The 25,108-nt window shown below is 46.8% G+C and carries 23 protein-coding genes; 14 read left to right on the top strand and 9 right to left on the bottom strand.

The annotated features are described in order from the left end of the window. Nucleotides 1-4: 4 nt before the first annotated feature. From ACM64D_RS05860 to ACM64D_RS05850, 3 genes are all read right to left on the bottom strand, one after another. On the bottom strand, nucleotides 5-1,915 hold the full coding sequence (locus ACM64D_RS05860; RefSeq protein ID WP_415062259.1) for a hypothetical protein: 1,911 nt from the start codon (nucleotides 1,913-1,915) through the stop codon (nucleotides 5-7). 106 nt (nucleotides 1,916-2,021) lie between these two features. After that, nucleotides 2,022-2,477, bottom strand: coding sequence for a YkgJ family cysteine cluster protein (locus ACM64D_RS05855; protein ID WP_415062258.1), 456 nt, complete (start codon nucleotides 2,475-2,477; stop codon nucleotides 2,022-2,024). A gap of 8 nt (nucleotides 2,478-2,485) precedes the next feature. After that, nucleotides 2,486-2,914: an acyl-CoA thioesterase gene (locus tag ACM64D_RS05850; RefSeq protein WP_415062257.1), complete on the bottom strand. Its 429-nt coding sequence runs from the start codon at nucleotides 2,912-2,914 to the stop codon at nucleotides 2,486-2,488. 81 nt (nucleotides 2,915-2,995) lie between these two features. On the opposite strand from ACM64D_RS05850, the gene ACM64D_RS05845 reads away from it, so the two are divergent. From ACM64D_RS05845 to ACM64D_RS05820, 6 genes are all read left to right on the top strand, one after another. Then, nucleotides 2,996-3,952, top strand: coding sequence for a polyprenyl synthetase family protein (locus ACM64D_RS05845; RefSeq protein WP_415062256.1), 957 nt, complete (start codon nucleotides 2,996-2,998; stop codon nucleotides 3,950-3,952). Further along, nucleotides 3,949-5,016, top strand: coding sequence for a prenyltransferase (locus tag ACM64D_RS05840; RefSeq protein WP_415062255.1), 1,068 nt, complete (start codon nucleotides 3,949-3,951; stop codon nucleotides 5,014-5,016). Before ACM64D_RS05845 ends, ACM64D_RS05840 begins: the two co-directional genes overlap by 4 nt. Further along, complete coding sequence (locus tag ACM64D_RS05835) at nucleotides 4,992-5,750, top strand: class I SAM-dependent methyltransferase (protein WP_415062254.1); 759 nt, start codon at nucleotides 4,992-4,994, stop codon at nucleotides 5,748-5,750. Before ACM64D_RS05840 ends, ACM64D_RS05835 begins: the two co-directional genes overlap by 25 nt. Continuing rightward, nucleotides 5,728-6,912 carry a hypothetical protein gene (locus tag ACM64D_RS05830; RefSeq protein ID WP_415062253.1) on the top strand — a complete coding sequence of 395 codons (1,185 nt, stop codon included), beginning with the start codon at nucleotides 5,728-5,730 and terminating at the stop codon, nucleotides 6,910-6,912. Before ACM64D_RS05835 ends, ACM64D_RS05830 begins: the two co-directional genes overlap by 23 nt. Before the next feature lie 57 nt (nucleotides 6,913-6,969). Then, nucleotides 6,970-7,860, top strand: coding sequence for a PP2C family protein-serine/threonine phosphatase (locus ACM64D_RS05825; RefSeq protein WP_415062252.1), 891 nt, complete (start codon nucleotides 6,970-6,972; stop codon nucleotides 7,858-7,860). 77 nt (nucleotides 7,861-7,937) lie between these two features. Continuing rightward, nucleotides 7,938-9,077 (top strand): citrate synthase, encoded by a 1,140-nt coding sequence (locus ACM64D_RS05820; protein ID WP_415062251.1) that lies wholly within the window; start codon nucleotides 7,938-7,940, stop codon nucleotides 9,075-9,077. Between the two features lie 62 nt (nucleotides 9,078-9,139). Here ACM64D_RS05820 and ACM64D_RS05815 read toward each other — a convergent pair whose 3' ends face one another. After that, complete coding sequence (locus tag ACM64D_RS05815) at nucleotides 9,140-9,451, bottom strand: hypothetical protein (protein ID WP_415062250.1); 312 nt, start codon at nucleotides 9,449-9,451, stop codon at nucleotides 9,140-9,142. 232 nt (nucleotides 9,452-9,683) lie between these two features. Between ACM64D_RS05815 and ACM64D_RS05810 the strand changes: the two genes are divergently transcribed. After that, on the top strand, nucleotides 9,684-11,207 hold the full coding sequence (locus tag ACM64D_RS05810) for a L,D-transpeptidase family protein (protein WP_415062249.1): 1,524 nt from the start codon (nucleotides 9,684-9,686) through the stop codon (nucleotides 11,205-11,207). Nucleotides 11,208-11,214: 7 nt separating this feature from the next. Here the strand turns inward: ACM64D_RS05810 and ACM64D_RS05805 are convergent, their stop codons facing one another. Genes ACM64D_RS05805 through ACM64D_RS05795 form a run of 3 tightly spaced genes read right to left on the bottom strand, consistent with a single transcriptional unit; the run spans nucleotide 11,215 to nucleotide 15,051 of the window. Continuing rightward, a complete protein-coding gene (locus ACM64D_RS05805) occupies nucleotides 11,215-12,831 on the bottom strand; it encodes a hypothetical protein (protein ID WP_415062248.1) in 1,617 nt (538 codons plus the stop codon). A gap of 58 nt (nucleotides 12,832-12,889) precedes the next feature. Beyond that, on the bottom strand, nucleotides 12,890-14,377 hold the full coding sequence (locus ACM64D_RS05800; protein ID WP_415062247.1) for a histidine kinase dimerization/phospho-acceptor domain-containing protein: 1,488 nt from the start codon (nucleotides 14,375-14,377) through the stop codon (nucleotides 12,890-12,892). Continuing rightward, nucleotides 14,374-15,051 (bottom strand): response regulator transcription factor, encoded by a 678-nt coding sequence (locus tag ACM64D_RS05795; protein WP_415062246.1) that lies wholly within the window; start codon nucleotides 15,049-15,051, stop codon nucleotides 14,374-14,376. Before ACM64D_RS05795 ends, ACM64D_RS05800 begins: the two co-directional genes overlap by 4 nt. 137 nt (nucleotides 15,052-15,188) lie before the next feature. Between ACM64D_RS05795 and ACM64D_RS05790 the strand changes: the two genes are divergently transcribed. From ACM64D_RS05790 to ACM64D_RS05765, 6 genes are all read left to right on the top strand, one after another. Next, nucleotides 15,189-15,590, top strand: a complete 402-nt coding sequence (locus ACM64D_RS05790; RefSeq protein ID WP_415062245.1) for an HIT family protein — start codon at nucleotides 15,189-15,191, stop codon at nucleotides 15,588-15,590. 9 nt (nucleotides 15,591-15,599) lie between these two features. Continuing rightward, nucleotides 15,600-15,842 (top strand): DUF1653 domain-containing protein, encoded by a 243-nt coding sequence (locus tag ACM64D_RS05785; protein WP_415062244.1) that lies wholly within the window; start codon nucleotides 15,600-15,602, stop codon nucleotides 15,840-15,842. Between the two features lie 448 nt (nucleotides 15,843-16,290). After that, nucleotides 16,291-18,027 (top strand): chemotaxis protein CheA, encoded by a 1,737-nt coding sequence (locus ACM64D_RS05780; protein WP_415062243.1) that lies wholly within the window; start codon nucleotides 16,291-16,293, stop codon nucleotides 18,025-18,027. After that, a complete protein-coding gene (locus ACM64D_RS05775; RefSeq protein WP_415062242.1) occupies nucleotides 18,024-18,788 on the top strand; it encodes a chemotaxis protein CheW in 765 nt (254 codons plus the stop codon). The genes ACM64D_RS05780 and ACM64D_RS05775 overlap by 4 nt, the downstream gene beginning before the upstream one ends. Then, nucleotides 18,785-20,344 carry a chemotaxis protein CheB gene (locus tag ACM64D_RS05770; protein ID WP_415062241.1) on the top strand — a complete coding sequence of 520 codons (1,560 nt, stop codon included), beginning with the start codon at nucleotides 18,785-18,787 and terminating at the stop codon, nucleotides 20,342-20,344. Before ACM64D_RS05775 ends, ACM64D_RS05770 begins: the two co-directional genes overlap by 4 nt. A 9-nt stretch (nucleotides 20,345-20,353) precedes the next feature. Beyond that, nucleotides 20,354-21,742, top strand: coding sequence for an aldehyde dehydrogenase family protein (locus ACM64D_RS05765; protein ID WP_415062240.1), 1,389 nt, complete (start codon nucleotides 20,354-20,356; stop codon nucleotides 21,740-21,742). A 44-nt stretch (nucleotides 21,743-21,786) separates the two neighbouring features. Here the strand turns inward: ACM64D_RS05765 and ACM64D_RS05760 are convergent, their stop codons facing one another. Then, a complete protein-coding gene (locus ACM64D_RS05760; RefSeq protein WP_415062239.1) occupies nucleotides 21,787-22,020 on the bottom strand; it encodes a hypothetical protein in 234 nt (77 codons plus the stop codon). A gap of 156 nt (nucleotides 22,021-22,176) precedes the next feature. Between ACM64D_RS05760 and ACM64D_RS05755 the strand changes: the two genes are divergently transcribed. Beyond that, on the top strand, nucleotides 22,177-23,097 hold the full coding sequence (locus ACM64D_RS05755) for a hypothetical protein (protein WP_415062238.1): 921 nt from the start codon (nucleotides 22,177-22,179) through the stop codon (nucleotides 23,095-23,097). On the opposite strand, the gene ACM64D_RS05750 is transcribed toward ACM64D_RS05755, so the two are convergent. Then, nucleotides 23,091-25,097 (bottom strand): response regulator, encoded by a 2,007-nt coding sequence (locus ACM64D_RS05750; protein WP_415062237.1) that lies wholly within the window; start codon nucleotides 25,095-25,097, stop codon nucleotides 23,091-23,093. The two genes, ACM64D_RS05755 and ACM64D_RS05750, sit on opposite strands and share 7 nt — an antisense overlap. Nucleotides 25,098-25,108 lie beyond the last annotated feature (11 nt).

Raw genomic sequence — 25,108 nt, 5'->3', positions numbered from 1 at the left:
GATCTTAATGGAAAGTGCCATAGAAGTAGTCTCCAGCAAGCCCTCCAACAGAGGTGACGGACATATTCAGATTAATTCCCACTAAATCTGCCGTTTGGATATAAACCACGGCAGTCCCCATGCCGCTTCCTATTGTTACATTGTTGGACGTGTTAAGAATAGAGCAGTTGCTGTCCATAAACACACGATCTGTAAGGGGTGAAGAGAAGCTAACGTTGAAATTGACATTCAGGTTATAGGTGGAAACATAGGAGTTCCCCGCATCATCACTCAGTCCAATTGTGAAAGCTTTGCAGGCTCCTGCGAACATATCCGGCGCATAAATTTTCAATTTCGTTGGCGCCAAGATCACATTGAAATCATGAGACTTGAAGTTAAGTCCCGCGGCCGAGTGTAGGAAGTGATAGGTGCCTGCGGTGTTCACCGTCGCTTTAAAAAAGACAGTGAAAGAGCTTTGTTGAGCCGGTATCGCGATAGAAGAAATGCTGGTGTAAGAGCAAGTTGAATCCGTATAGAAGCTGCCGACGCTGGATTCTTGAGTTCCCAAATAGACTTGAGTAGCGGCACTCACAGGGATCGGAGTTCCATTGTCATTCAAAGTGGTGAGTTGAAAACTTTGACACTGTGATCGGGTGAGGACTTGAGGTCCCCAGAATTCAAGTCGGGTAGCCAAAGATTTATTCGATAGATCAATGCGGAGATCAAAGGGCGCAAAGTCATAGGTGTAAGAGCCTGCCGAGGCCGCACCTTTATTCAAGGTCACGCTTGTAAATGTTTCGGTCTCGCTTCCAGAAGAAGTGTACTTGATGAAGGCATTGATTGATGAAGAGTAAGCGGAAAAGGTATAGCTCGTCGTTTCGGTGGCGCAGTCGGACCCGGTATAGAATTTCATCTGAGATGAGGAGGACGTCAGGTTGATCGTTCCCCCTGAAGGATCAGAGGGACTGCTGTGGTTGTAGTTGTAAGAACGAATGGTCACCGGGTAGCACGTATTCTTGTAGATCTGATGAATGTACGGCTCAATGGTCAACCATCGATAATTAGACCCCGCGCTGGAATCTCTCATCACCACAGGTGTGTAGTTCGAATCCGCACTCAGGGAAGAAGGGGCGACAATTCGGAACTCAAAAGTTTCATTTAAAGGAGTTGAAGGGAATTTATAGATGAGTTCGATTCCATCACTGCCTGCGGGTATTGTGAAGGTGGTTTGTCCTGTGGTTCCGTTTTGGCAGTCTTGCCAAGAAGAGTAGGTGGCTACATCGCTTGAAACAAGGCCCTTCACGCGTTTCTCTAACTTGAAAGTGATGGCGACAGCCGTGGTGGCTCTATAGCCTGAACTGTTTTGCACTTGAGCGCGAAAAGATTCACACTGACCCGAGCCCGCATACCCTTTGGGCCAATTTTTTTCTAGAATCAGCTTGGTAGCAACGGAGTTACCGCCTCCACTATTTGGTCCCTTTGACAGGACCAATGTTTCCGTATCCCCAATAAGGCTTTCTCCTTTTAAGTAGATATGGTCCACGCTGGGCGCTGAAGAGCCGGTTGGAAGCCCCCAGATATTTGTAAGGTCATTTTTAGTGAGATAAAGATTGAAGGCGCCGTCCGTGCAATCGCGGTCGTTGATCGTTGCGGCGGGCAGAGTGGTGCCTGCAAGGTCCGGTGTTGTGGGAGGTTGGTGCCAAATCGACTTATCAAAACTGATAAGAATATCGCCCACTCGTGAGTCACAGGCACCTTGAATTTGAACGTAGTTTTGGGCCTCGAAATCCTGAGAAAAGGGGTCAGCACCTTTTAGAAATGGAGAAGGCAGCTTTTTCCCTAAAGAAGCAACTTCCAAAGAAGGCTCTTTACAGCCGGCCAGAAAAGTCAGAAAGACGATCAAAACATAAAGATATTTAGAGCTTACGTTCTTCATGTGGAACTCATCGACAGAGGTCCGGGAGGTCTAAAGCTTCAAAATGAGATTCTTTGGTGAACTAATGGAAATTTAAGAAAGATGACTCAAAAAGAAACGGGGAAAATTATTTTCCCCATCCTTTCTCACTTTTTATTTGTTCGCGCAGTTGTGCTTCAATTTTTTCTGCGGGAATGACGGGGCCACGTCCCACGCCAGGACAGAATGCTTTCACGTCCTTGGCCCACGATTTAGCATTCATAACTTCAGGCCAAAACGGCCATGTTCGGCACTGAGTGGGGCGTGCTTCATAAACCCCACAACTTTTTCCTTTTAAAAACATGCAGTCAGGATTTTTGGGATCTTCTTTAAGATGCCAGATGCCGCCGGTTTTTTCGCAATACTTACGAGTAAACGCGGACGTCGGAATTTTTAGATATTTGGCAAAACGTTGGCGATCTTCCAGACTCAGATAAACAAAACCAAATTCGCCGTGGGAGGTGCAGCACTTGCCAGAGCCTGTGCATTCAAAGCGAACACCGTCTCGCCACCACTCTTTTCCTGTAAATTTAAATTCTTCCATAAATTTTCCTAACAACCTTGTCCTGTGGATTCGAGGAAGGGCTCAAGACGCGACTTCAAAGTAAACGGCAAAGATGATTTTTGCATGGTTTTACTATCGACCACGGCATGAACCATGGTGACTATCGCGTGGGTTTTGTCTTTCTGCGAAAAAACGTATTTCATTTTGAATGAAGTTTCTCCAAAGCTGGCGATGGTGACGGCGACGTCATACGTCTGCCCCGGATAGAAGGGAGAAAGAAAGTTGGACTCAGTTTGGCGAATGGGGATGATAACGTCCTTTTGACCGAACCACTCTTCATAGGTGTATCCCGTGGTGACGATAAACTCTTCAAAGGCATCGTGGGCAAATGCGAAAATATTCCCGAAAAACATGATCCCGGCCGGGTCGGCCTCCCTGAATTTCAGGGTCTTTTGGGTGCGGAAGACTTGATTCATAATGTCTCGAACTTTAAGGCCGGAGAGCCCTTGACAGCAAGCAGATAAATCGACAAGTTAGGGCCTCTCCAGGAGTTCAAATTGCAACGAAGCGTCATTGATCTTAAAGTCTATGATCCAAAGGATTTTCCGGCCTATTTGCCGAAGCTGAATAAGCTGTACGATGATCTTTTTGCAGGCGGAAAAGGCTTCCGTGCGAAGTTGATTCGCATGATGGGAGCAAACCTCTCTTTAGACCCGAAAACAGAACTTCTTCTAGGTCAAACAATTGAGTTTATTCACAACGCCTCTTTGCTTCACGATGATTTGATTGATCGTTCACATTTACGTCGAGGAAAAACAGCGGCCTGGTTGAAGTACACACCCGAGTACGCCGTTTTAGCGGGCGACTATCTTTTGGCCCGAGTCATGGTGAACCTCTCTGGTCATGGCAACATCAAGCTGGTTCAATACACAGCCGAAGTGATTTCAGATCTTTTAGAAGGAGAGTGGTTGCAGGATTCTGTGATCGGCGACTTCTTTGTGACCCTGGAACAGCTGGATCGGATTCATAATTTGAAAACCGCCAGTCTTTTTAAGTGGTGTATTCGCGCTCCGTTTATCGCCCAAGAAAGATACGATGAAGAACTTCATCGCATCCTTTCAGAGATGGGGACTTTGTTAGGTCAATTGTTTCAACGCAGTGACGATCTTCTGGATTATGATGTTCGTAACGATGAAGGCAAAGCCATTTTAGGTGATTTGAAATCTGGTTATCTGAATTCTTTCGGGGCTTTTGTGTGCAAGGGCTGCACTCGCCATGAGATCGACAACATTGTCAAAAGCAAAACCCTTGAAGATTATTACGCAAATCTTGGCGGTAAGGTGAAGTTCGATCAAAAGCTTTTAGAGTTTGATGAAATGAATAAAGGACTTATTCAGATGTACAATCATCACCTCGAGCGTTTGAAGAGCTTCATGAGGCCTGGGGAAGAGAATCTAATCGAACAACTTCGCCCTTTGACTGAGATTCTTTACTGGAGAAGGAAGCCGTCGTGAGCGAATTGGTCACGCTTTCAAAAACGGCTCCCGAGTTCGAGTCTTATCTTTTGGGAACTTTTTCCAAAGAGAAGCGGGCTTTGCCTTTGCAGACGTTGAATGTGAATTCAGCATCTGAAACCGTGACCTTTCGAGTTTTACCTTTAAAAGACATCCTTTGCCCGAATCCTCTGACGGTCTGTTTTATGACGTTCAAGGTGCGCAGTTTTCTCTTAGTGTTGACGCCTCTTTTGCTGATGTTGACCAAAAATATTGCGGATGGAACGTTGTTGGACCCTCTGACCTCCGTGATCGCCACGGTCGGTGTTCTTTTGGCATTTATTGCAGTCAACTTGCGCAATGATTATATGGATCACATGAAAGGCGTGGATCGTGTTCTTGAGCGAAGTGGCAGTCGCGCTATTCAAAACGGTTGGGTGACGGCGGCTCAAGTGAAGTCTTATTCGAGTTTGTTTTTGGCTTTGGCGTTGCTTTGTTCTGTGCCGATTGTTTTCGCTTTTCCCAGTGTGGCCGTGGTGATTGCTTTAAGCCTTGTCGTGGGACTGTGGGCGCAGTTTAAAAAACAGAATTCATTTAAATATCAAATTGGCGGCGAGTTGGCGTTGTTCCTGATGTTAGGGCCTTTGCTGACCGTGGGTTATCAGTTGGCGATGGGAGCCCACTTTGACCAGGAAAGTTTCTGGATTGGATGTGTGTGGGGTTGGTTGGTTCTTTTCGTAGTCCATCTTCGCAACTTCATGAACATTCTGCCCAGTGCTCAGGCGGGCTTTGCCAACACTGTGAACTGGTTGGGATTTGATAAGTCACGGCGTCTGATTGCACTTTGGTGGGTGGCGTTTCTGGCTTTTAACCTGTGTTACCATCTTTTGTTTGCGGGATCCTATTGGGGGATTTATTTAACGGGAGTATTGGCTTTCGTTTCCGTGAATTTTATCTATAAACTTAAAAACCTCTCCAGTTCTGTGGGCAGTGAATTGCGCGCAGTTTTTCGTTCGGGTTTTGCTCTTTTCCTTATTACCATAGGCCTTTGGGTGTTTGAATGTCTGTGGTATCTGCTCGATTAGAACCTTTAAGTCTTTGTGTCATAGCTGCGCCAGAGCTTCTTGAAAAAGGACAGCTGTGGGCGGATTTTTTTAAGTGTCCTTTAAATCCCTCTGAGCCGCAAAATTTTTTCTTTCATTTCTATATCGAGGCCGATCGTGTGCATGTCCGAGATCGAGAGAATCGTCGCTTAGAGATCGACTTTGATAAAAATCATCTTGATTATGAGCGCAGAGGACACCGCGGAAAAAGCGAACTGGTGGCGAAAGCTTTGGGAGTTGCCAAAGGCTATCGAAAAATTTTGGATCTGTCCGTGGGGCTTGCCGTGGACAGCGTTTTTTTGACTCAACTGGGTTTTCAGGTGACGGGGGTTGAGAGATCTCCTGTGCTGTATGCTCTTCTGAAAGAGGCTTTCGCTCACACCCACAAAGACTATTTGAAATCTTATCAACTGCATTTTGCCGACAGCTTGAGTTTTCTTAAGGAGCACAAAGGGCAGCTTGAGATCGACTGCATTTATTTTGATCCGATGTATCCGCACAAGAAAAAGTCAGCCCTGCCCAAACAAGAGATGGTCGTCTTCAGGGACCTGGTCGGGCATGATGAAGACGCGGCAGAGGTTTTAAAGGAAGCTTTGACCTGGCCTGTGCAGCGAGTGGTGGTAAAACGTCCGATCCATGCTGAAGAGCTTTTGCCGGGAGTACGACACTCCTATGAAGGAAAGGTAGTCCGTTATGATACTTATGTGGTTGGGTAGTTTTGTTCTGATGATGTTCGGGCTGACCGAGTCACAGAAGCAACTGGCGCATTTGTTTGCAAAACTGCAAAGGGCTTTTTTGGAGAAGGGTCTGGAAACGACCACGGGAAAGATGTTCTCACGCACTTTGGTGATCACGGCTTTAGAGGCATCACCACAAAAGTCTTTGTACTCCGGCATGGCTCTTTACAATCTGAGAGTTCTCAGTCTTAAGGCAAGCAACTTATTGATGTGTCTCAGCACTCTGGGAGCTTGGTGGGTTGTGATCTTGGGTCTTCTCTTTTTAAGTTTTAACGGCTTCTTTCTTTTGGGTGTGTGTGTGCTGGGGCTGACCGGCTTTGGGCTGACACCGAAAACGCGACAACTTTTGAAGTGGATTTTCGCCACGGGCGTGTTCTTGGTGGGGGGCGAGATGATGTTGCGAAATGCCAGCGTTATCTCGACACTTCTCGGGCAAGGCGAGGCGGCCTTTGTCTTGGCGGATGGACGCTTTGGGGCTGTTTTCATGATTCTTCTGGCCAGCCTCTTTATTAGTTTTGTTGTGCGGGTTGAGTTTTGGTCCCTGGTGATGGGACTGGGGTTATTGGTGACCAACACCTTGTCCTTCAATGGGGCCTTGGGCCTTGTTGCGGGCGAAAGAATCGCGAGGATGATTCTTTTTTGGTGGCAGACTCGAAACTTAAATCAAGAGTGTCGTCGTATCGGTTTGCAGTTCTCCTTGGTCTCAATCGTGGGCGTGATTGTCGGATTCTTGGTGGCCGGCGAAATTCGAAGTTTGTTTTACCTGGGCTTTTCTTCGGATCTTTCGTCTTTTCAGGAACGAAGTCTGCAGTTTGTATTGCTGTTTGCGGTGATGTTGGGTTTTCAATTTGCGGCGCAAATGATTTGGGGACATTTTGGCAGTCAGGTCAAAGTGGACGAGATCCAAGAGGGGAAGTATATTCCCTCTTCATGGGTCGAGATGGAGCTCACCTCCAACGGCATTATGGCTTGGGCCAAGCAAAAGGTGCATAAACGTCTCAGCGAAATTCGCTATCACTTGGCGGGATTGAGCTCTCTCAAGGAAGGTCAGGTGCCGGAAAACATTCAGGCCCGTCTGCAAGAGGAAGAGAAGCAATTAAGCGGTCTTTTTTTGCTGAAGAATCCTGAAAGCCTCGACTAAAGACCAAGGGGTCGAAAAAGGTGACACCGTATTGTGACGTCTCTACAATATGAGGTCATGACAGACGAGAACGATTTCAAAGAACGTATTTCAGAACTAGAACATGAATTGGCGGTGAAGGACGCGGAACTGCATCGCTATCGGTTGGAGCTTTCCAAAGCCAACACAGCTCTGGAAAAATTGATCACGCAAATCAGCCAGGAATTGAAGCTTGCGCAGACTTTGCAAAAGTTTTTGTCTCCGACGGAGCTTCCCAATGTGCAGGGTTTTGAGTTCAGCACAAAATTTCTTCCTGGAACTCGTTCGGGTGGCGACTATTTCGATATCTTTGAACACGAAGATAAACTTAAATTTGGAATTTTGATTTCAAGTGCCAGTGGCTACTCCTTATCATCCTTGCTGTTGTCAGTGATTATTAAGATTTCATCGCAGATGGAAGCGCGCCGTGGGCTTGAGGCTCATAAGGTGGTCGCTCTTTTGGCCAAGGAAGTTGTGCCTCATATTCTTAACGAAGACAAAGCCAGCGTTTTTTATGGAGTGGTGGATCGTCGTAGTTATGAAATGCAGTACTGTTCTGTGGGCGTGATTGATGGCTTCTTGCAGGTTTATGGCCAGGACGCTCTGGTCGAGCTGTTGCCCACAGGCCCCAGTCTGGGGAAAGACTTTAACACGGAGCCTCAAAGTCGCACCCTTCAGCTGAATCCGAGGGATCGATTGGTTTTAGCGACGGAGGGTTTGAAGGTTTCTCAAAATTCTTTGGGTGTAGGATGGGGAGGACATGGACTTTCTGAGGCCATCCTGCGGGCTCCGAAACAAGGTGTTCATGAGCTGCGTAATGAAATCCTCTTTGCCAATGAAAAATACACCGGGAAGTCGGAGCCCGTTCGTGATCAGACGCTGATCGTGACTGAAGTTAAAGATAGAGTTATTAAACTAGCTAAGAACTAGAGTGTTTCCGGGTGACTTCTTATTGAAGTTTTTGTTATGAGTAGAATGTTAAATTGAAAGTCAGAAAGGATACTGCAATGGCTGAAGTAAATATTTACGAAGGCGCCTTGGATAAGGGTTTGGAAGGCGTCGTAGCGTGTACAACGAAAGTTTCTTTTATTGTTGGTGATCATCTTAATTTCCGTGGTTATACAATCGATGACTTGGCGGAAAATTCAACTTTTGAAGAAGTGACCTATCTTCTTTGGAACGACAAGCTTCCATCAGCTTCAGAGTTGCAAACTTTCTCTGCGGAACTTCATAAAGAAATGGCTTTGAGCCCTGATTTCATTAAAGTTCTTAAAGGTATTCCAACCAACGTTCATCCTATGGGCTGGTTGCGTACGGCGGTTTCCTTGATGGCTCACTGGGATGCTGATGCGAACGATAACTCTGCGGAAGCAAATCTTCGCAAGTCGGTTCGTTTGACTGCAAAGATGGGAACTCTTCTTTGTGCATTCGATGCAATCCGCAAAGGTCAAGAGCCCGTAACTCCTAAAGCTGATAAGTCTATTGCTTGGAATATGATGTATATGTTGGGCGGCGGAAAAGAGCCGAACGCTGAACACGTTAAGGTGATGGACACTTGTTTGATCCTTCATGCCGATCACGAATTGAATTGCTCGGCGTTCGCAACTCGCGTAACGGCGTCTTCGTTGTCAGATCTTCACTCTGCGATTGTTTCTGCGATTGGTGCCTTGAAGGGGCCTCTTCACGGCGGAGCGAACGAACAAGTGATCTTGATGTTGCAAAAAATCGGCAACATGGAAAATGCACAGCAGTTCGTGAAAGATGCGTTGGCGGCGAAAGAAAAAGTGATGGGTATCGGTCACCGCGTTTACAAAAACGGCGACCCTCGCGCACGCATCCTTCGTGGTATGTCTGACAAGTTGACTCAACAAGCGGGCATTCACCATATGTACGAAATGTCGACTTTGATTGACGATACTATGTACAAAGAAAAAGGTTTGATGCCGAACGTGGATTTCTATTCTGCGACAGTTTATTTCTCTATGGGAATTGCAACAGACTTGTTCACTCCAATTTTTGCAGCGTCTCGTATTTCAGGATGGTGCGCTCATGCGTTTGAACAATACGCTAACAACCGTATCTATCGTCCTCGTGGAAAATGGGCGGGCAAAGAGGGACTGAAGTGGGTTCCTGCAAGCCAAAGATAATTTTTTGAAAACAATATTTTCAAAATGAAAAGGAGACCGATGAGGTCTCCTTTTTTTTACAACTATTCCAAAATCAAACGAGCGCCTTGTTTGACCGCAACGCCTGAAACGTCATCGCCGATATCATAGGCACACTCGTGTCCATTGAGGGTGCCCACCAGCAAACCGGATGTGTTGATTTCCTCCAGACTCAAAGGACAAAAGGGATTCGAAGAGAAATATCGAACCTCTGCCAGAGTCACTTTGCATCCTTGAGAAAGACTGAAATTTCGAGATCCTACTTTGGCAATGAACTGAGCCTCTCCTTCGCAGGCCAGAGCGGGGGAGAGTGCTACAAGAAGTCCTCCTATAATAAGGAAGGAAAGGTTTTTCATTTTGAGCTCCTATGAGGTTGGATTTATGAGGGCTCAAAGTAGCAGAAGATCCGTGTTTCATATGTCACTGTTGTGTTTTGAATTTGTTTGGATCGTCAAAAAATGAGGATATTTTATGCAACTTTGCAGAGTCTTTGTTTTCTTTTCGATAGGAACACGTCGGGGGACTAGGGGCCTCTGTTCCTCGTATTAAAAGAGGACCAAGATATTTATAGAGACTTGAGGGGGAACTATGAAACGGCTTCGACTCATTGTTCTTGGAATTTTCTTGAGTGTCAGTGGCCTTGGTCAGGCGCAGTCTAAACTGTCTGAATACCTCGCCGTGATAGATGCACTGGATCTTGAAGACTTGCGGGCCACGATGTTGCAAACTTCAGATCAAGGGCTCAATCCAAAAAGCTATTGGACAGATGAGATGGAATGGACCTATCTCCGAGGAGGAGCTTGGAGTCCCACACTGAAAACCCAGGCCAATCAAAACTATCTTCGTCTTCTGCAGGACGTCTCTTTGGGGATGGTGAACCCCGAACTAATGGGGACCGACGTGAAACTTCCGCGAAAAACGTTTGTGACCGCCAAGCAGTTGAATGTTCTCTTACTGACTCACGGGACACGCGCAGGACCTCTGTTTGAAAGTTTCACACCTCAGTCGCCACCGTACTTGGCTCTCAAAGAATCCCTAAAAAGAATCTCTAGCTATTGCAATCAAAATGAGTGGGGGGCCATTCCTGCAGTTAAAAAAGTTTTGAAGTTGGGCACAAAGAACAGTGCTCTTCCTGCGATAAAAAATCGATTGCGACAGCTGGGATACAAAGTTCCTTCTGTCGATGACCTCTTTGATGGACAAACCTTGGCAGCCATCAATGACGTTCAATGGATGTTGCGATTTAAGCCTGACGGGGTCATTTCTCCTAATGGGAAGACGTGGAAGTATCTGAATGTCTCTTGTCAGGATCGGATGAGACAAGTGCGTCTGGACATGGAAAAGATGCGGTGGTTCCCTCAAATTTTTGAAGATCGTTATATTTTTATCAATTTGGCGATGTCCTACTTCAGCCTTGTGGATAAATCGAAGGGCTCTCTTTATACGATGAGCTTTAGAACGATCAATGGTCGTCCAACACGAAAATCCCCCACGATGAAGGACAAGATCGTTTACATTATCATCAACCCATTTTGGGTGGTGCCTCCGACCATTTTCCGCGAGGACAAATTGGAGGACATTCGCAATCTGATGCCATGGGAGATTTCATATTATTTTGACTCTCACAACTATGAGGTGTGGAACAAATCCTTCACGCGTCGGATTGATCCATCGACCATTGATTGGTGGAGAATGGATCCTAACGCAGACACGCAGATCTTTATTCGCCAAAGACCTCATTATATGAATGCTCTGGGTGTTCTCAAATTCATGATGACGAACTCTTATGCGATCTACTTGCATGATACAAATCAGCGGGAGCTTTTTGCGGAACCCCAAAGACTGCTTAGCTCGGGCTGCGTGAGAGTCGAGCGCCCGTTGGATTTAGCAGAATACCTTTTGCAAGGTACACCCTGGACCCGAGATGTTATCGAAAAGAACACCGCCAAGCCCGGCGAGGTTTTGGACCGCGAAACCAGAGTCTCACTGAAGCAGCCAATTCCGGTCTATATGGCGTTTTTGACGTCGCAACTAAGTTCAGATGGAGTGATTCGTTTTGCGGAAGATTCATACAATCAAGGCCACAGGCTCCTGCAAAGAGGAGCCTGGTAGAAAGCGTTTACCGACTGCTAGGAATTGTATAGATGGTGGAGGTCGAACTTCCAGGAAGGGGAGTGATCACCGAGCTGTTGTAGTTGTTGTAGTAAGTGGTTCCCAGAGTTCCCGTCGTACTTCCAAGATATCCACTGGTGCCATATCCATATTGAATTTGCTGGATACGCGACATCAAGTTGTACATCTCCTGCTGTAAGGAAGAGACAGCTTGATATTTTTGCATGTACTGCTGTTGATATTGTTGCTGGTACTGCATATAGCTTTGATACTGTTGCATCTGCATTTGCATCATTTGCTGCTGATACTGAGATTGCATCTGTAACATCGTGGGGTCGTAACCGCTCATGCTTCCTAGGCCGCCCATGGTCCCCATGCCCGTCATTCCGTTCATCCCCATCATGCCTCCCATGCCCATCATGGGATTTGAACCATAACCTCCGTAACCATTCATCCCCCAGGGTCCCATGCCGCCGTTATAGATTCCGCCGCCCATCATATTTCCCATCATTCCTGAAGGATATCCGAAGGCACCTCCCATAGATCCATAAAGTCCACCGTTTCCATATCCTCCCATCATTCCCATGGGGCCATTCATATTTCCGGTGACTCCGCCCATGGCGCCGCCCATTCCGCTGCCGCAACCAAAAGAGCCTTGTCCCGTTCCTCCACCAAGTGCTCCGTAAATTCCCGCGGCGATGTACGGAAAACCATAACCCCAACTGGGATAAGATTGTGTGGGCCAACCAATGTTTGAGTTGTATTCAGCAACCATTTTGTTTTGTTGATAACCCATGTAGGTGGCCAGCGCCCCCGTTCCAAGGTTGGCCATGACACTCGACCAATCAGTTTGTGGTTTTTGATAGGTGTATCCATTTCCTTGCTGCATACATTCGATACAAACGCCCCCTTCAGTTTGAGACGTCATGTTGTCGCGTTGAGCTTGCAAGGCTTCTTGTCGGGCGTCTTTGAGATCCTCTTGGCTGCGCGCGATGCTTTCTTCCAAACGCTCGATTTCGCGTTGAAGTTTTTGAGATTGAGCATAACTTTTTCGATAGTCGGTGAGCCCTTTTTTGCACGACTGCGCATCGGCTCGTCCGCCTTCACTTTGTTTAAAGCGCGGGTTGGTGCAAAGTCCTGCGCTGACGGAACCGGCTTTGGTGGGGTCGCAGTACTGACTCCATTCTGTGATCGTGAAGGATTGAATGGGGATCATGTTGCCGTTGGAAATGTCTTGAGTCCCTTCTTGCCCCTGGGCCGCGAATTCTTGAGACGAGGATTGATATCCCTTGTACTCTTGGCAACGTCGAGAGTTCTCTACGTGTTCAAAAATAAATTCGGCATAGTCGTCAGAGATGGATTTAACGATTTCGTTTCGAGCCTTCTCGGTCGTTCTATCGATCTTCTTTTTTTCAGACTTTTTTTCGCGAAGTTGTTTTTGCGCCTCGCTGATGGCCGCTTGAATCTCTTTAGTGCCATCGTCAACGCTGGTGGCTCCATTGCCTGCGCGAGTCGGATAAGGACAGCTTTGCATCCCGCCATACATTCCTGTGCCCCACATGTTTTGAGTCCACGCGGAGATCGGTGTGAGAAGGGTTAATACGATTAAAGTTCTTCGCAGCATAAAACCACCTTGCTTGGTTGGTCTTAGAATAGCGAAGAACTATGGAGCGAATATGGAACTAAGACGTCGGGAACCAAACTGAGATTTTGGCGCCTTCCACCTGGGAGTGGGTAAAGAGGTTTTCAGCCGTCAGTTGGCCGGAGTGGAGCTGAGCAATTTCTTTCATGATCACAGAGCCAATGCCCACGGAGATGCGTTTATTATCGGCGTCTCCAGAAAGAACCCGACTGGCCTTTTTATGGCCGAACTCGGACAAGGCTTTGGCTGAGAATCCTGGGCCATCGTCACATAACGAGATCTGGATGCGATCGGCTGTGTTTTCCAGATTCACTGTGATCGTTGATTTTGCAAATGAGGAAGAGTTCTCAAAGGCATTGCGCAGAAGGCGATCAATCAACTTAGATGAGCCCATGATTTGAAAGTTTTCTCCCGTAAGGACAAGATTGTATTTAAGATGAGGATAGCGGGCCTTGAAGACATTTATTTGGTCTGAAACACGTTCTTGCAAATCAATTCTTTCATTGCCGAGGGAGTACTTGGGTTCAGTGATTTGCGCCAGGAACAAAAGGTCTTCAACAAGTTTTCCGAAATACTCCACTTCAGAGAAGCACAAGGAGAGAACCTCTTGGCGCTTTTCTTCCGTCAGCTTTTGACTCGAAGTCTGAAGAGTTTCCAGGAAGGTTCTGAGCGAGGTCAGTGGTGTGCGTAGGTCATGAGCAAGATCTTGCAGAAGTTGACGACGAGTTTGATCAGCTTTTCGAAGTTGTTCGACCATGTGCTCAACATCGCCGGCCATTTGGTTAAAGGCATCGATCAAAGGGGAAAGTTCATCGAACTTTTTCGTTGGCATACGTGCCGAAAGATCCCCTTGGCGAAGAGCGGTAAGAATCTCAAGCGCTTGCTCCGAACGCTCTCGATATTTTGAGAACTGATAAAATAAAGCCACACCAATGGAAATAAAGATGCAAGCGACTAAAGAAATCGTGGTCACCAAGGGGCCGACAGGGGGTTTGTCGAATTGCGGGTGGATTCGACTATAAAGAAAGATCCCCTCCTTGTTGGTGGTCGAAATGACTGAAGGAGGACCTCCCGGAGCATCCGGTGGCGGGGGGCCTGGCGGTGGCTGAAAAGCTCCTTCCGGTGGACGAGGGGGGCGCGGAGGAGGAGGGCCCATGAAAGGTCCCGGAGGGCCGGGGGGCCCCAATTGCAGGACGGCATTCTCTTTCAACTTAGACAGTTGTTCTTGGGAAAGCGGGTGTCGCAAAAGTTTTTTTCCTGTGGTCAGGCTTAAACCTTCCGCATTGATCAAGTCATGTCGATCCGCGCCGCTGTTTCTGGCCACCTCATTAAGTTTTTCCAGAGCTTTAAAGGGGTCTTCATCGAAGGCCAGTAAAAGAGCTCTGTTCATCGTGGCAGGTCGCAAAAACATTCGATCCCGTTCGTAGCTCATAAAAATCCACGAGGAGGCGATGGAGACGACCAGAAAGAACAAAACGATGGATGCGAAGATGACGTAATTTTTTCTGAAAAGAGTTTTAGTGATCATACGGCTTTTTCAAGACGATACCCTTGGCCGTAGACCGAGTTTATCTTGATTCCTTTCACGCCGTTTTTCTGTAACTTCGAACGCAAATGACTGATATGTGAGTCCACAGTTCTGTCGTATATTTCTTCTCCTGAGGCCAAACGATCAATAAGTTGTTCGCGAGTGACAATTGTTTCGGGACGTTCAAAGAAAGCGGTCAAAATCTCGAACTCGCGACGATTCAAAGAAATTAAGGAATCGCCATTCTTTAAGACTTGCTGATTTTTGATAAGGACAAGACCCGCAAAGCGAATAAGATCCAGCGTCGGTTTTTTTTCAGAAAGCTGATTTTTGATTCGAGCGATCATCTCTTTTTGGCTGAAGGGTTTGCGAATATAGTCATTCGCACCTTCCTCGAATCCGCGCACAACACTTTCCTCATCGGTTCTGGCGGTCAGAAAGATGATGGGGTTCTTGAGCTCTTGTTGGCGTAACCATTGGCAAAACTCATAGCCATCACCGTCTGGCAGATTGACATCCAAGATATATAGATCCGAGCTCGAACCCGCAGAGACCTTCTTTCGAGCATCCGCCAGGGATTGGGCCCATTCCACTTTGTAAGATTCAAGCTCCAGCTGAAGTTGAATTGCTTTGCCAATTACGGGATCGTCCTCAAGAAGAAATATACTGCTCATTTCATTAGCCTACCATGTCAAGAGTTCGGGCTCATGTCTTAATTCTTGATGGGAAGTGTTGAGGAATTGTGGAAGTCTGGTCTAATGTCTCAGAGTGGGATATATCAGGAAGGTAGTCCCTTTGAAGGAGAGTTGAAATGGCTTCGATTTTTACAAAGATCATTAACGGTGAACTTCCCTGTTATAAGGTTTATGAAGACGATCTTATTATTTCTTTTCTGGCGTTAGATCAGGTGAATCTGGGGCATACCTTGGTGGTCTGCAAAGAAGAGATCAATCATTGGACCGAAGTTCCTGCAGAGACTTATTCTCACTTGCATAAAATCTCTCAGAAAATAGGCAAAGCTATTTTGAAAGCCTCTGGCTCTCCACGAGTGGGGCAAATTGTGGCGGGTTTTGAAGTGCCTCACTATCATCTGCATTTAATTCCCGCATGGTCGATTCCGGACTTGGATTTTAAGCGAGCTCAGCGTCGTTCTGATGCGGAAATGAAGCAAATTCAAAGCGAGATCATCAAACATCTCGAGGCTCTGAAGTAGGAGGTTCAAATGACAAACGAACGATTGGAAACCTCTATTGTTCCTGGCGCCATCTATCAGCACTACAAAGGGAAACACTATAGAGTCATTGGCGTAGGGAAACACAGTGAAAGTCTTGAGGACGTAGTTTTATACGAAGCCCTCTACGACAATCCCCTTGGACGTCTTTGGTGCCGTCCTGCTTCTATGTGGTCCGAAATCGTGGAAGTTGATGGACAGAAAGTTCCTCGCTTCAAATTTCTTTTTAAATAAAGAGACCGCAAGGCTTTGAGACAGTTTATTAAATCACTTTGATAAAATAGAATTTTCTTCGAATTATTTTCCTCCGTCCTTGGAGAAAATCTCAAATTGATTGGCCTATATTAATAAGCTAGACCTCGACGCTGTGGCGCTTTTTGTTAGGACTATTGTACCATCAAATAAAGCTTCTATTGGGGCTGGGAAGGAGGTGGTGCTTATGGTTAATGACTGTAAAATAACCAAGGCGGAGGTGACGGCTTCTTAGCCGCAGGACCTTCGCCGAGGATTCGATAAGAATCTTATATCCGAGCGGCCGATAAGCACCGTAACTACGGATCCAATCGAGCCGCTCATCTTTTTTGAGACGCATTTTTTCAAGCCAATCTTTTAACTTAAATCCTTGAAAAGCCGATAAAATCTTGGAACCTCTCAGTTTAGGAAAGCGGGATCTCCAAGAGTTATGTCAGACGAAAATAATGATTCAAAGAATCTGCAGCTGGATGAAGCCGCCTTTATCGACTTTGCACAAGTGGAAGAGGTGTCCCGTGTCTTTTTCGAAGAATCCAAAGAAATTTTAGAAGGCCTCGACACCCTCATCTTGCGACTGGAGGAGAACCCTTCCGATCAAGATCAAATCAATATTCTTTTTCGTAAGGTCCATACCATCAAAGGCAGTGTGGGAGCCGTCCCTGGGGGACAGCTTTTGGGATCTCTGGCCCATGAGTTTGAAGCTCTTTTAACACGCATAAAACGAGAGAATCGAACCGTTAACAAAGAGTGCATTGATCTTTTCCTGACAAGTTCAAGAATTTTAAAGGTTCTTGCGCAGAGTTTACGAGATAAACGAGAGCTCTATCCTGAAGAGCTCAGTGAAGCCATTGAGCTTATTTCTAGCTACGGAGGCTTTGACTTCTCGGGGACGGAGGCTTCCCCGGCTCGAAAGATGGTGAAGACCACTGCGACTACCGGAAGTTCTGATGATGAGGGTGTTTGGCTTTCCGTAAAACAGCTCAACGAGTTTTTGCGACTCTCCGGAGAGCTTTTAGTTCTTAAGAACTTCTTTCAGATGATGAACCAGACAGTGAACTTCCGATTGGAGCCAGAGCTCTTTCAGCGTCGGCAGACAGATTTTTCACAGAACTTAACGAAGATCTGTGATCAATTCCAAGGGCAAGTTCAGTCGGTGCGCAAAGAAAAAGTGTCTGAGTGTTTTCAAGGTTTACAAGTCTTGGTTCGACAGGCCTCCACTGAACTGAATAAAAGCGTTCAGCTTGAGATCTTGGGCGAAGAGCTCTTGATTGATAAGGGTCTTGGAAAAGATCTTTATGAAGCTTTGGTTCACGTGGCCAGAAACTCGATTGATCACGGTATTGAAGATCAATTTGAACGTGCTCTTCAAGGCAAGTCGTCCATTGGCTCTCTTTCCTTAGAGGTTGTCGAAAAAAACAACACGGTTTTTGCGACCTATAAAGATGACGGAAAGGGTTTAGATAAAGAGCGTATTCTGCAAAAAGCGATCAAGTCGGCCTTGGTTACTGAACAAGAAGCGTCAAGCCTGAGTGATGATGAAATCTATCGTTTTATCTTTCAAGCGGGCTTTTCGACCAAAGATAAGGTTACTACGATTTCAGGCCGTGGAGTCGGCATGGATATCGTTTTGGCGACGGTTGAAAAATATCACGGCAAGATCGTCATTGAGAACAATCCAGGGCAGGGCTTGTGCTTGCGCATGGAAATTCCTATTCCTCAACATATTATGGTGGAAAGCGCACTTTTGTGTACTTGGAATCAGCATCAGTTTGCTGTTCCTTTGACTTCAGTGGCCCACATCAGTTCCTGCCAAGAGTTGCAGATCACTTCTGTGAATCATTTGCGTTATTGTCAGTTTGCCGGCGGAACGATTTCACTTTTGAATTATGCTGAGATGTTGAATCTTTCAACACAGGAAGCTGAAGAGAAAGTCAAAAAATCATCAGCGGTCTTTATCAGAGTGAAGGACATCATGTACGCTCTTTTAGTGGATAAGATCGAGGCTCAAACCGATCTGGTCGTGAAATCTTTTGGAAAGATTATTCAAGAGCAAAAAGGCTTTAAAGGAATCTCTATTTTGGCAGACGAAAAGGTCACTTATATAGTCGATCCAGAAAAGATGCTGGAGCTTTTAATGGTGAGTGATGTGCAGAAGGAGGCCGCATGAGTGATTTTTTTGGTGATGATTTTACGGCCGAACTGAAAGCCTATTTCCTTGATAGTGTGATCAAGGAGGTCGACAAGTTTATTGATCTGGTCGATGAGTCTTTGTGGAAAAGAATTCGCTCTGAAGTGGTGGAACAAACTCAAGCTTGGTCCGTGGACGCGAAGACCAATGAATTCCAGCACCTTTCGGAATGGCTTGAGACTTATGAAAAGCGGTCGGAGAATATTGAGAGTGCACAGGACTTTATCCGATCATTAAAAGCACTGAAATCTTACGCCGAAGCGTTGATCGCGGAAAAACAAGATTCTGCGGATTTGGCGGCGAAATACACACTGGTGGCGGAACGTCGTCATGAGGTGCTTTTTTTACACTGTAAATCCGGCGCTCAAGAGTTTGCCCTTCCTTTATTGAGTGTGGTCGAAATCAGCAGCAGTATTCCGTTGTACGCGCTGCCAGAAAAGAGGCAAGGTCTTCTCGGCGTCATCCCGTTCCGGGGTGAAGCGATTCCTGTCATCAGTCTGCAGGACCATGGTTTTCAGTTGCTGGAAAACAAAAATATTTACTACGTCATATGCGAACATCAGGGTGTTCGTTTTTCATTGCAGGTGACCGAGACCGAAGATCTGGTCAGTTTGCGTGAGTCGGAACTGCAGAACGTGGAAAGTCATTCCGCGATGATTCAGGCTTCTTTTGTAAAACAATTTTTTATTAAAAACAGTAAAGGCATCATGATCTTGGATCTTGAGCAACTGGTGGCATGATGAATACTCATTATCTTTTTCCTGGAAAAATCGCGGCATTCAAAGAAGAGACTGTGATTTCAACTCTTCTTGGTTCTTGTGTCGCGGTGGCGCTTCACGATCCGACGAGCAAAGTGGGAGGACTGAATCACTATCTTCTTCCCGAAGGAATGCCGGGCGAACGTGAGAATATGCGCTACGGGGTCCACGCTATCCCCGCTCTTATTGAAGAGTGTGTGCGTCTGGGGGCCAATCGCCAAAAACTTCAGGCCAAGATCTATGGCGGCGGAAACGTTATTAGTGTGTCTCATTTAGGTGACTCGATCGGTAAAAGAAATATCGAAACAGCAGAGCAGATGCTGCGCGATTTGGGAATTCCCATTCTTGAAAAGAATGTCGCCGGGGAGGCTGCTCGCACTATTAAGCTCAACACGGCGACCTTTGACGTATTACATAACTCGTCTAAAGAAAACAGCGTGGAAAAACCTGTGGATGTCTCGGGCTTCAAACCCTTGACTGTGGCGAAGGGCGTGAAGGTTCTGGTCGTGGATGATTCGGCAACGGTGCGAACACTCTTTACGAATATCTTTACCAAGAGTGGCTTAGAAGTGGTCGGGGCTGCCGCGGATGCCTATCAGGCACGAGAGCTTATTGCCAGTAAAAAGCCCGATGTTCTGACCTTGGATATCGAGATGCCCAAGATGTCCGGAGTGATGTTCTTGGAAAAACTCATGAAACATCATCCAATTCCAGTCGTGATGGTGTCCTCGTTGGCAAGCTCAGGAGAGGCCGCTTTAAAATCTCTCGAATTGGGCGCCGTGGAATTTGTACACAAGCCCTCACAGTTTGATCCATCTGTTCTGAAAGATCTTGCGTCCATGCTGGTCGACAAAGTTCGAGCGGCAGCCTCGGTGAATGTGTTAAAGAAGCTGAAGGAGGCCCCTCCCGTTATTGAGACCAAAACAGTCACTACCACCTCCTCTTTACGCCGAGCTGCTGAGTTAAAAGTGGTGGTCGTCGGAGGAAATGCCGGAAGTGCGGAAGCCCTTGAGAAGTTTGTAAAGGGTTTAGCCGCAGACACTCCACCGGTTGTGATTTCATGCAGTACCGTTGCAAACTTTGTAACCGCCTTTATTAGCAAATTGAAGGTGGGCTCCAAAGTGACTCCCGTCGTCGCCAAAGATGGTGATTTTTTACGAATGGGACACGTTTATTTTATCCCCTCAGAGCATCATGGAAAGATTCAAACCGGTGCTCATGGCCCGATGCTTAATATCGCAAAAGGGGCTCCCGTGTGTTCTCAGCTGCCCTCAAGCAATGTGCTTTTCCAATCTGCGGCACAAGCTTATTCTAAAGGAGTCTACGCGGTTCTTTTGGGAGGTTTCGGCAGCGACGGGGTCGAAGGACTCTTGGAAGTACAAAAAAAGGGCGGCGCCAGCGTGGTGCAGCACCCGGAGGAAGCTCAATTTCCCTATGGCCCTCAGAAAGCCATTGAATTGGGAATAGCGGATGAGGTACTTAAATCAGATATGCTGGCACAGCATCTGATGCAGTATCGAAACCAAAACTTGTACTAGGAATTTCTTTTGGAGCTTTTGAACTTTATCGGTGGGGCTTTCGTTCCCGCCGAAAACAAAATAACTTTTTCAAAGCGGTCCCCATTTGACGATCAAGTCATAGCCGAAGTGACGGCCTCCGACGCTATGGATGTTGTTAAAGCCGTGCAGTCCGCAAAAAAAGCAGCCCCTGCTTTTCGTGATTTTTCTCTGGAAAATAGAGCGACTCTTTTGCAAAAGATGGCGGATTATCTTGAGCTACATGCCGACACGGTGGCTTACGAGGAGGCTCTTCATCAAGGCTTGCCTCATCACTTTGTTCTTGAAAACAGTGTTAAGGTTTCCATTGATATACTCAGACGAACAGTTCAAAGCCTTTCTCAACAGACGCCGTCAGATATTCTTCTTCAACCAACGGGGATTGTGGGAATTATCACCTCTTGGAATTTGTCACTGCGACTTGTGATCGAGCGCTTGGCCCCGACTTTGGCGGGAGGAAACGTAGCTTTGATCAAGGTGTCGGAACTTTCACCGATCACCGGAAAGATTTTGGCAGAGATGCTGAAAGCCGCCCAACTTCCTGAGGGCGTCGTCAATATCATTCAAGGCCATGCGGACGTGGCACAGATCATCGCGGGTCATCCCAGCGTGCGTGCGATCTCTGCGGTGGGAAGAAGTTCGACTTTGGAAAGTATCGCGAAGGCGGGACTGCCACTATTTAAAAAACTACAATTAAGTGGAGGAGTGAAGAACCCTCTGTTGATTTTGAGCGAAACAAATTTAAGGGAGTATTTACCTGAAATTTTACGTTCTTTTGTGATGGGCCAGGGGCAGCTTTGCTGGAACACCTCGCGGATTTTTGTCGTCGAGTCTTTGGCGCCGGAATTGCTGTCTCTGCTAAAAGAGTATTTTGCAAGTCTTCAGCCCTTGTCAGATCCCTGCGGAAGTGAAATTTGGAGTCCTCTGATTTCTCGGGAGGCAGTCACTTTGATTCATAATAAAATCCAAAGTGGCGTTTCTGAGCATGGAAAGATCTATGTTGGCGGAGCTCCGGAAGGTAGCAGAGCAGGATTTTTCTATAAACCCACGGTGATGTTAGATCTACCCAACTGCAGTGTCCTTCAGCAGGATGAATTGCAAGGACCTCTTTTATTAGTAACTCCTGTTAAATATCAGCATGAGGCCTTGAAGTGGGCGAATACTTCTTATCTCGCTCATTCCGCAGTGGTCTGGGGTTCTCAAGACAAAGCGGCAAAAGTCGCCTCTCAACTTGAGTGTGCCCAAGTCTGGATGAACTCTTGGATGACGGGAAGTCAGGGAGCCATCTTCGGCCATAAGCAATCCAGTTTTGGAAATTTCGATATGTCGTGGTCCGGGAGTTTCTATTCGGATGTAAAAAAATTGGCGGGGACTCTTTAACGTCAAACAAATGACGAAGATCCCCGTCGATTTATTGACAAAGCCTAGTTCAGAATGTGTGTTCTTGCGCGGGTTTTGACTTCACAATGAGGGCAGAACGCCTCTTCTTTAATTTCGTCGATGCCTCGATCGGCAATATGCTTTAGCTCCAACACCGTGCCGCAAAGTATGCAATTGTTTTGGGAAATAATAAACTCGCGGTGCTGAGGTGTATCCGCTTTTTCAAAGTAGTTAATCTTGCTGTATTCCATTTTTATCTCATCCTTCGAGTTCTTCATTTTTTGAAATGAAGGCTCCTTCCTGGAGCATTCAAGTGCCTATGCAAAAGCTGTTCACAGGCCTTCGTCCGGCTTTCGGAAGGAAGAGGGGCTTCTTTCTGTCCAAAAAAGGCCTCGGTCTTGAAAAGGCGAAGGGCTCACTAATAAGGAGCTTTTATGATGTCAAAATTGATCAGGTATGTAGTTCTCTCTTTTTTTGTAGCTGGACTCTCCGCTTGCGTGGAGGTCAAAGACTCAGAGGAGGGAGGTGAGACAACGACGCCGCTGGATGCTCCTCGGTCCATGGTTGAAGATCTTCAGACACAAAAAAATCTTGTCGTGGATCGTCCTTTGTTCATCTACAAGGGACGAATTCTGGATGCCGAAGAATTTGCTGAAGAAAAAACGAAGCCCGGGTTTTCTGAGGTCGCGACGGAATCAGAATTCCATTTTGAAAGTATTGATATGATGCCCGAAGGAGCTCTTTACACAATGGGAGGGAACGTTCGAATTCATGTCCAGAAGCTGACTTCAGAAAAAAGTTTGATCTCGACTTTTCCTCAAGGAAGCCAGGCTCAACCTCAAGAAGACGGACGAGACGGCGGACATCTTTTTTTAAATGTGAATCAAGCAGAGGGCTCATTGCAAATTGAAATGCGTGGTGAGGCAGGAGGCGTTGGTAAAGAGGGCAAGGCGCCTGACTTGTCGCTCAAGGGGCCAAGGGGGAAGGTGTTAATGGGGGCTCAATATTGTGACAATCCCGCGATTGTAAAGGGCGAAGAAGTCAAAGGGCAAAGAGGACTGAAAGGGTATCCGGGGGGCGCGGGGTCCTCTGGCGGAAACTCTGGAACGCTGGAAGTGCGGTTTCAAAACTCTGAGAATTTATCTATTCAGGTTCATCGTTATCCAGGTCAGGGAGGTGCGGGAGGTAAAGGGGGTCGCGGTGGAAAGGGTGGAGACCCCGGCCGATATCCCTGTCAGATGGGTCGACTCCCTCAAGGCCCTGAAGGTGAACCGGGAGATCCTGGAGCGGATGGAAAAAATGGTGTTGCGCAAACCGTCTGTCGTGGTGAAAAGCAAAGCATCACCTGTTATTGAGTTGCCTCTTTTGAAGAGTGACTCAGGATCGTTTGCACCAAAGCATCCACCTGCACAGGCTTTGTCAAATAGTCTGTGCAGCCCACCTCTAAGCATCGTTCGCGGTCATCTTTCATCGCATGAGCCGTCAAAGCAATAATCGGTTTTTTATATCCGGCCTCTCGCAACTTCCGAGTCGCCGTGTAACCATCCATGATGGGCATCTGAATATCCATAAGAATAATATCGTAATCACCGTCGAGGGCCTTTGAAAGGCCTTCTTCTCCGTTGGTGGCGACAGAAAGTCGAGCACCTCGTTTGCTGAGCATCCGCTGGATAAGAAGGCGATTGTCTTCGACATCGTCAACCAACAATATGGAGGTGCGCTCAAGTTGTTGTTCCGGGCGAAGTTCGCGATTGAGAAGCGAGGGCGTTTTTCCTTCTTTGGATTCTGCGGTCATCAATTTGATTCTGACAGAAAAAGTACATCCCTTGCCCTTCTCACTGTCTTCAAGTTGAACGTCCCCCCCCATGAGTTGGGCAAGCTTCCGTGATAAGACCAAACCTAAACCCGTTCCCTCGTACTTCCGAGAGACCGAATTATCAACCTGACTGAAGGCTTGAAACAGGAGGTCTCTTTTTTCAGGGGCAATTCCGACTCCGGTATCTTTGACGGTAAAGAGAAGGTTTGCACCTGAAACTTCGTAAGTCATTCGCACGTAGCCTTTTTCCGTGAACTTCACTGAATTGCTTAGAATATTTATCAGGATCTGCCGGAGTCGGAGGGGATCCGCAAAAATAAGATCGGGGACAATTCCTCGGCGGTTGAATTCGATATGAACGGGCTTGTTATGGCATTTGGCTACCATCATCACGTGAATATCGTCCAACAACGCGGCCAAGGAAAAATGAGTTCGTTCGATTTCAAGGTGACCCGCCTCAACTTTTGAGAGGTCCAGGATGTCATTAATTATACGAGTTAAGTTTTCTCCGGTTCGGTGAATGACATCTAGATATTGCAGTCGTTCCGGTTCAGACAAAAGAGGATCTTTAAGAAGATCTGAAAAGCCAATGATCGCGGCGAGGGGCGTGCGTATTTCATGACTCATGTTTGCTAAAAAAAGACTTTTCAGATGACTGGCTTGTTCGGCCTGCCTGCGTTCGCCGATGTTGCTGCGAAGATCAAAGGCCATGCGATTTAATGAGTCTGCCAGTTGTCCCAACTCATCTCCTGAGCGAATCGGAACCTGAATATCGAAATTGCCCTGTCCCACCTTGTGGGCGGCTGCATTAAGTTCTTTGAGGCCTTTTGAGAGAGTGCGACTGAATGAGATCGTTAAGAAGAGTCCGATCCCCTCAACGAAGAGGACCGCCAAGATCAGAGTGATCATCAAGAAGTTTTCTAGCCACCGCGATCCGGCTCCCAAAGTATAAGAAAAATTTTCTTCGATCACGGTCAGCCGATCATTGATCTCATCAATTTTGGCAAGAGTTTGTGTGATCTCTTCTTGCGAGGCCGATGTCTTGACTAACTGGTGAAGAGATTTTCCATAGGAAATAAGTTCCAAGGTCAGTGTATCGCCATCTTTCCAGATGGCAACGGCCTCTTCCAGGTAACTGAATCCTTGAAATCTCATAAGCAATTTAATGAGGCCGGGAACATCTTCGGGATAAATACGTCCCTGAATAAAACCATCTTTGGCTTTGGTGAGGTTGGGCGGATTTTCTTCAAGAGCCTCGCGGGCTTCGCGGTCCCCCAGAGGGATTTGCATATTCGTCAGAAACGAGTCGTAATATTCCGGCGATCGTGTCAAGGCATAGCGATGAAGATTGATGACCGCATCTTTCTGCGCCTTTGACCAAAGGCTTTCGCCGGTCACGAAGCTGCGAACCGAAGACAAGGTGTTCATCGCGAAGAATAAAGAGAAGAGTTCCAGAGCCACCAAGGAGGCCATGACCCCGATGACGGCATAGAGTTTATTGGAGACGGAGAGAAATTTCCAAAACTGTCTGATTCCCATATGAACTCTTT

Source organism: Bdellovibrio sp., from assembly GCF_047637665.1.
Lineage (GTDB): Bacteria > Bdellovibrionota > Bdellovibrionia > Bdellovibrionales > Bdellovibrionaceae > Bdellovibrio.
Note: the sequence above shows the minus strand (reverse complement) of the source record. Positions and strands in the feature narration are given on the sequence as shown.

What these genes read in the sequence shown, in the direction of transcription:
- ACM64D_RS05800 (WP_415062247.1), bottom strand. Translation starts at nt 14,377, where the DNA reads ATGATCACTAAAACTCTTTTCAGAAAAAATTACGTCATCTTCGCATCC.
- ACM64D_RS05825 (WP_415062252.1), top strand. Translation starts at nt 6,970, where the DNA reads ATGACAGACGAGAACGATTTCAAAGAACGTATTTCAGAACTAGAACAT.
- ACM64D_RS05795 (WP_415062246.1), bottom strand. Translation starts at nt 15,051, where the DNA reads ATGAGCAGTATATTTCTTCTTGAGGACGATCCCGTAATTGGCAAAGCA.
- ACM64D_RS05785 (WP_415062244.1), top strand. Translation starts at nt 15,600, where the DNA reads ATGACAAACGAACGATTGGAAACCTCTATTGTTCCTGGCGCCATCTAT.
- ACM64D_RS05835 (WP_415062254.1), top strand. Translation starts at nt 4,992, where the DNA reads ATGTCTGTGGTATCTGCTCGATTAGAACCTTTAAGTCTTTGTGTCATA.
- ACM64D_RS05755 (WP_415062238.1), top strand. Translation starts at nt 22,177, where the DNA reads ATGATGTCAAAATTGATCAGGTATGTAGTTCTCTCTTTTTTTGTAGCT.
- ACM64D_RS05815 (WP_415062250.1), bottom strand. Translation starts at nt 9,451, where the DNA reads ATGAAAAACCTTTCCTTCCTTATTATAGGAGGACTTCTTGTAGCACTC.
- ACM64D_RS05775 (WP_415062242.1), top strand. Translation starts at nt 18,024, where the DNA reads ATGAGTGATTTTTTTGGTGATGATTTTACGGCCGAACTGAAAGCCTAT.
- ACM64D_RS05855 (WP_415062258.1), bottom strand. Translation starts at nt 2,477, where the DNA reads ATGGAAGAATTTAAATTTACAGGAAAAGAGTGGTGGCGAGACGGTGTT.
- ACM64D_RS05805 (WP_415062248.1), bottom strand. Translation starts at nt 12,831, where the DNA reads ATGCTGCGAAGAACTTTAATCGTATTAACCCTTCTCACACCGATCTCC.
- ACM64D_RS05830 (WP_415062253.1), top strand. Translation starts at nt 5,728, where the DNA reads ATGATACTTATGTGGTTGGGTAGTTTTGTTCTGATGATGTTCGGGCTG.
- ACM64D_RS05850 (WP_415062257.1), bottom strand. Translation starts at nt 2,914, where the DNA reads ATGAATCAAGTCTTCCGCACCCAAAAGACCCTGAAATTCAGGGAGGCC.
- ACM64D_RS05780 (WP_415062243.1), top strand. Translation starts at nt 16,291, where the DNA reads ATGTCAGACGAAAATAATGATTCAAAGAATCTGCAGCTGGATGAAGCC.
- ACM64D_RS05750 (WP_415062237.1), bottom strand. Translation starts at nt 25,097, where the DNA reads ATGGGAATCAGACAGTTTTGGAAATTTCTCTCCGTCTCCAATAAACTC.
- ACM64D_RS05820 (WP_415062251.1), top strand. Translation starts at nt 7,938, where the DNA reads ATGGCTGAAGTAAATATTTACGAAGGCGCCTTGGATAAGGGTTTGGAA.
- ACM64D_RS05790 (WP_415062245.1), top strand. Translation starts at nt 15,189, where the DNA reads ATGGCTTCGATTTTTACAAAGATCATTAACGGTGAACTTCCCTGTTAT.
- ACM64D_RS05810 (WP_415062249.1), top strand. Translation starts at nt 9,684, where the DNA reads ATGAAACGGCTTCGACTCATTGTTCTTGGAATTTTCTTGAGTGTCAGT.
- ACM64D_RS05860 (WP_415062259.1), bottom strand. Translation starts at nt 1,915, where the DNA reads ATGAAGAACGTAAGCTCTAAATATCTTTATGTTTTGATCGTCTTTCTG.
- ACM64D_RS05770 (WP_415062241.1), top strand. Translation starts at nt 18,785, where the DNA reads ATGATGAATACTCATTATCTTTTTCCTGGAAAAATCGCGGCATTCAAA.
- ACM64D_RS05760 (WP_415062239.1), bottom strand. Translation starts at nt 22,020, where the DNA reads ATGAAGAACTCGAAGGATGAGATAAAAATGGAATACAGCAAGATTAAC.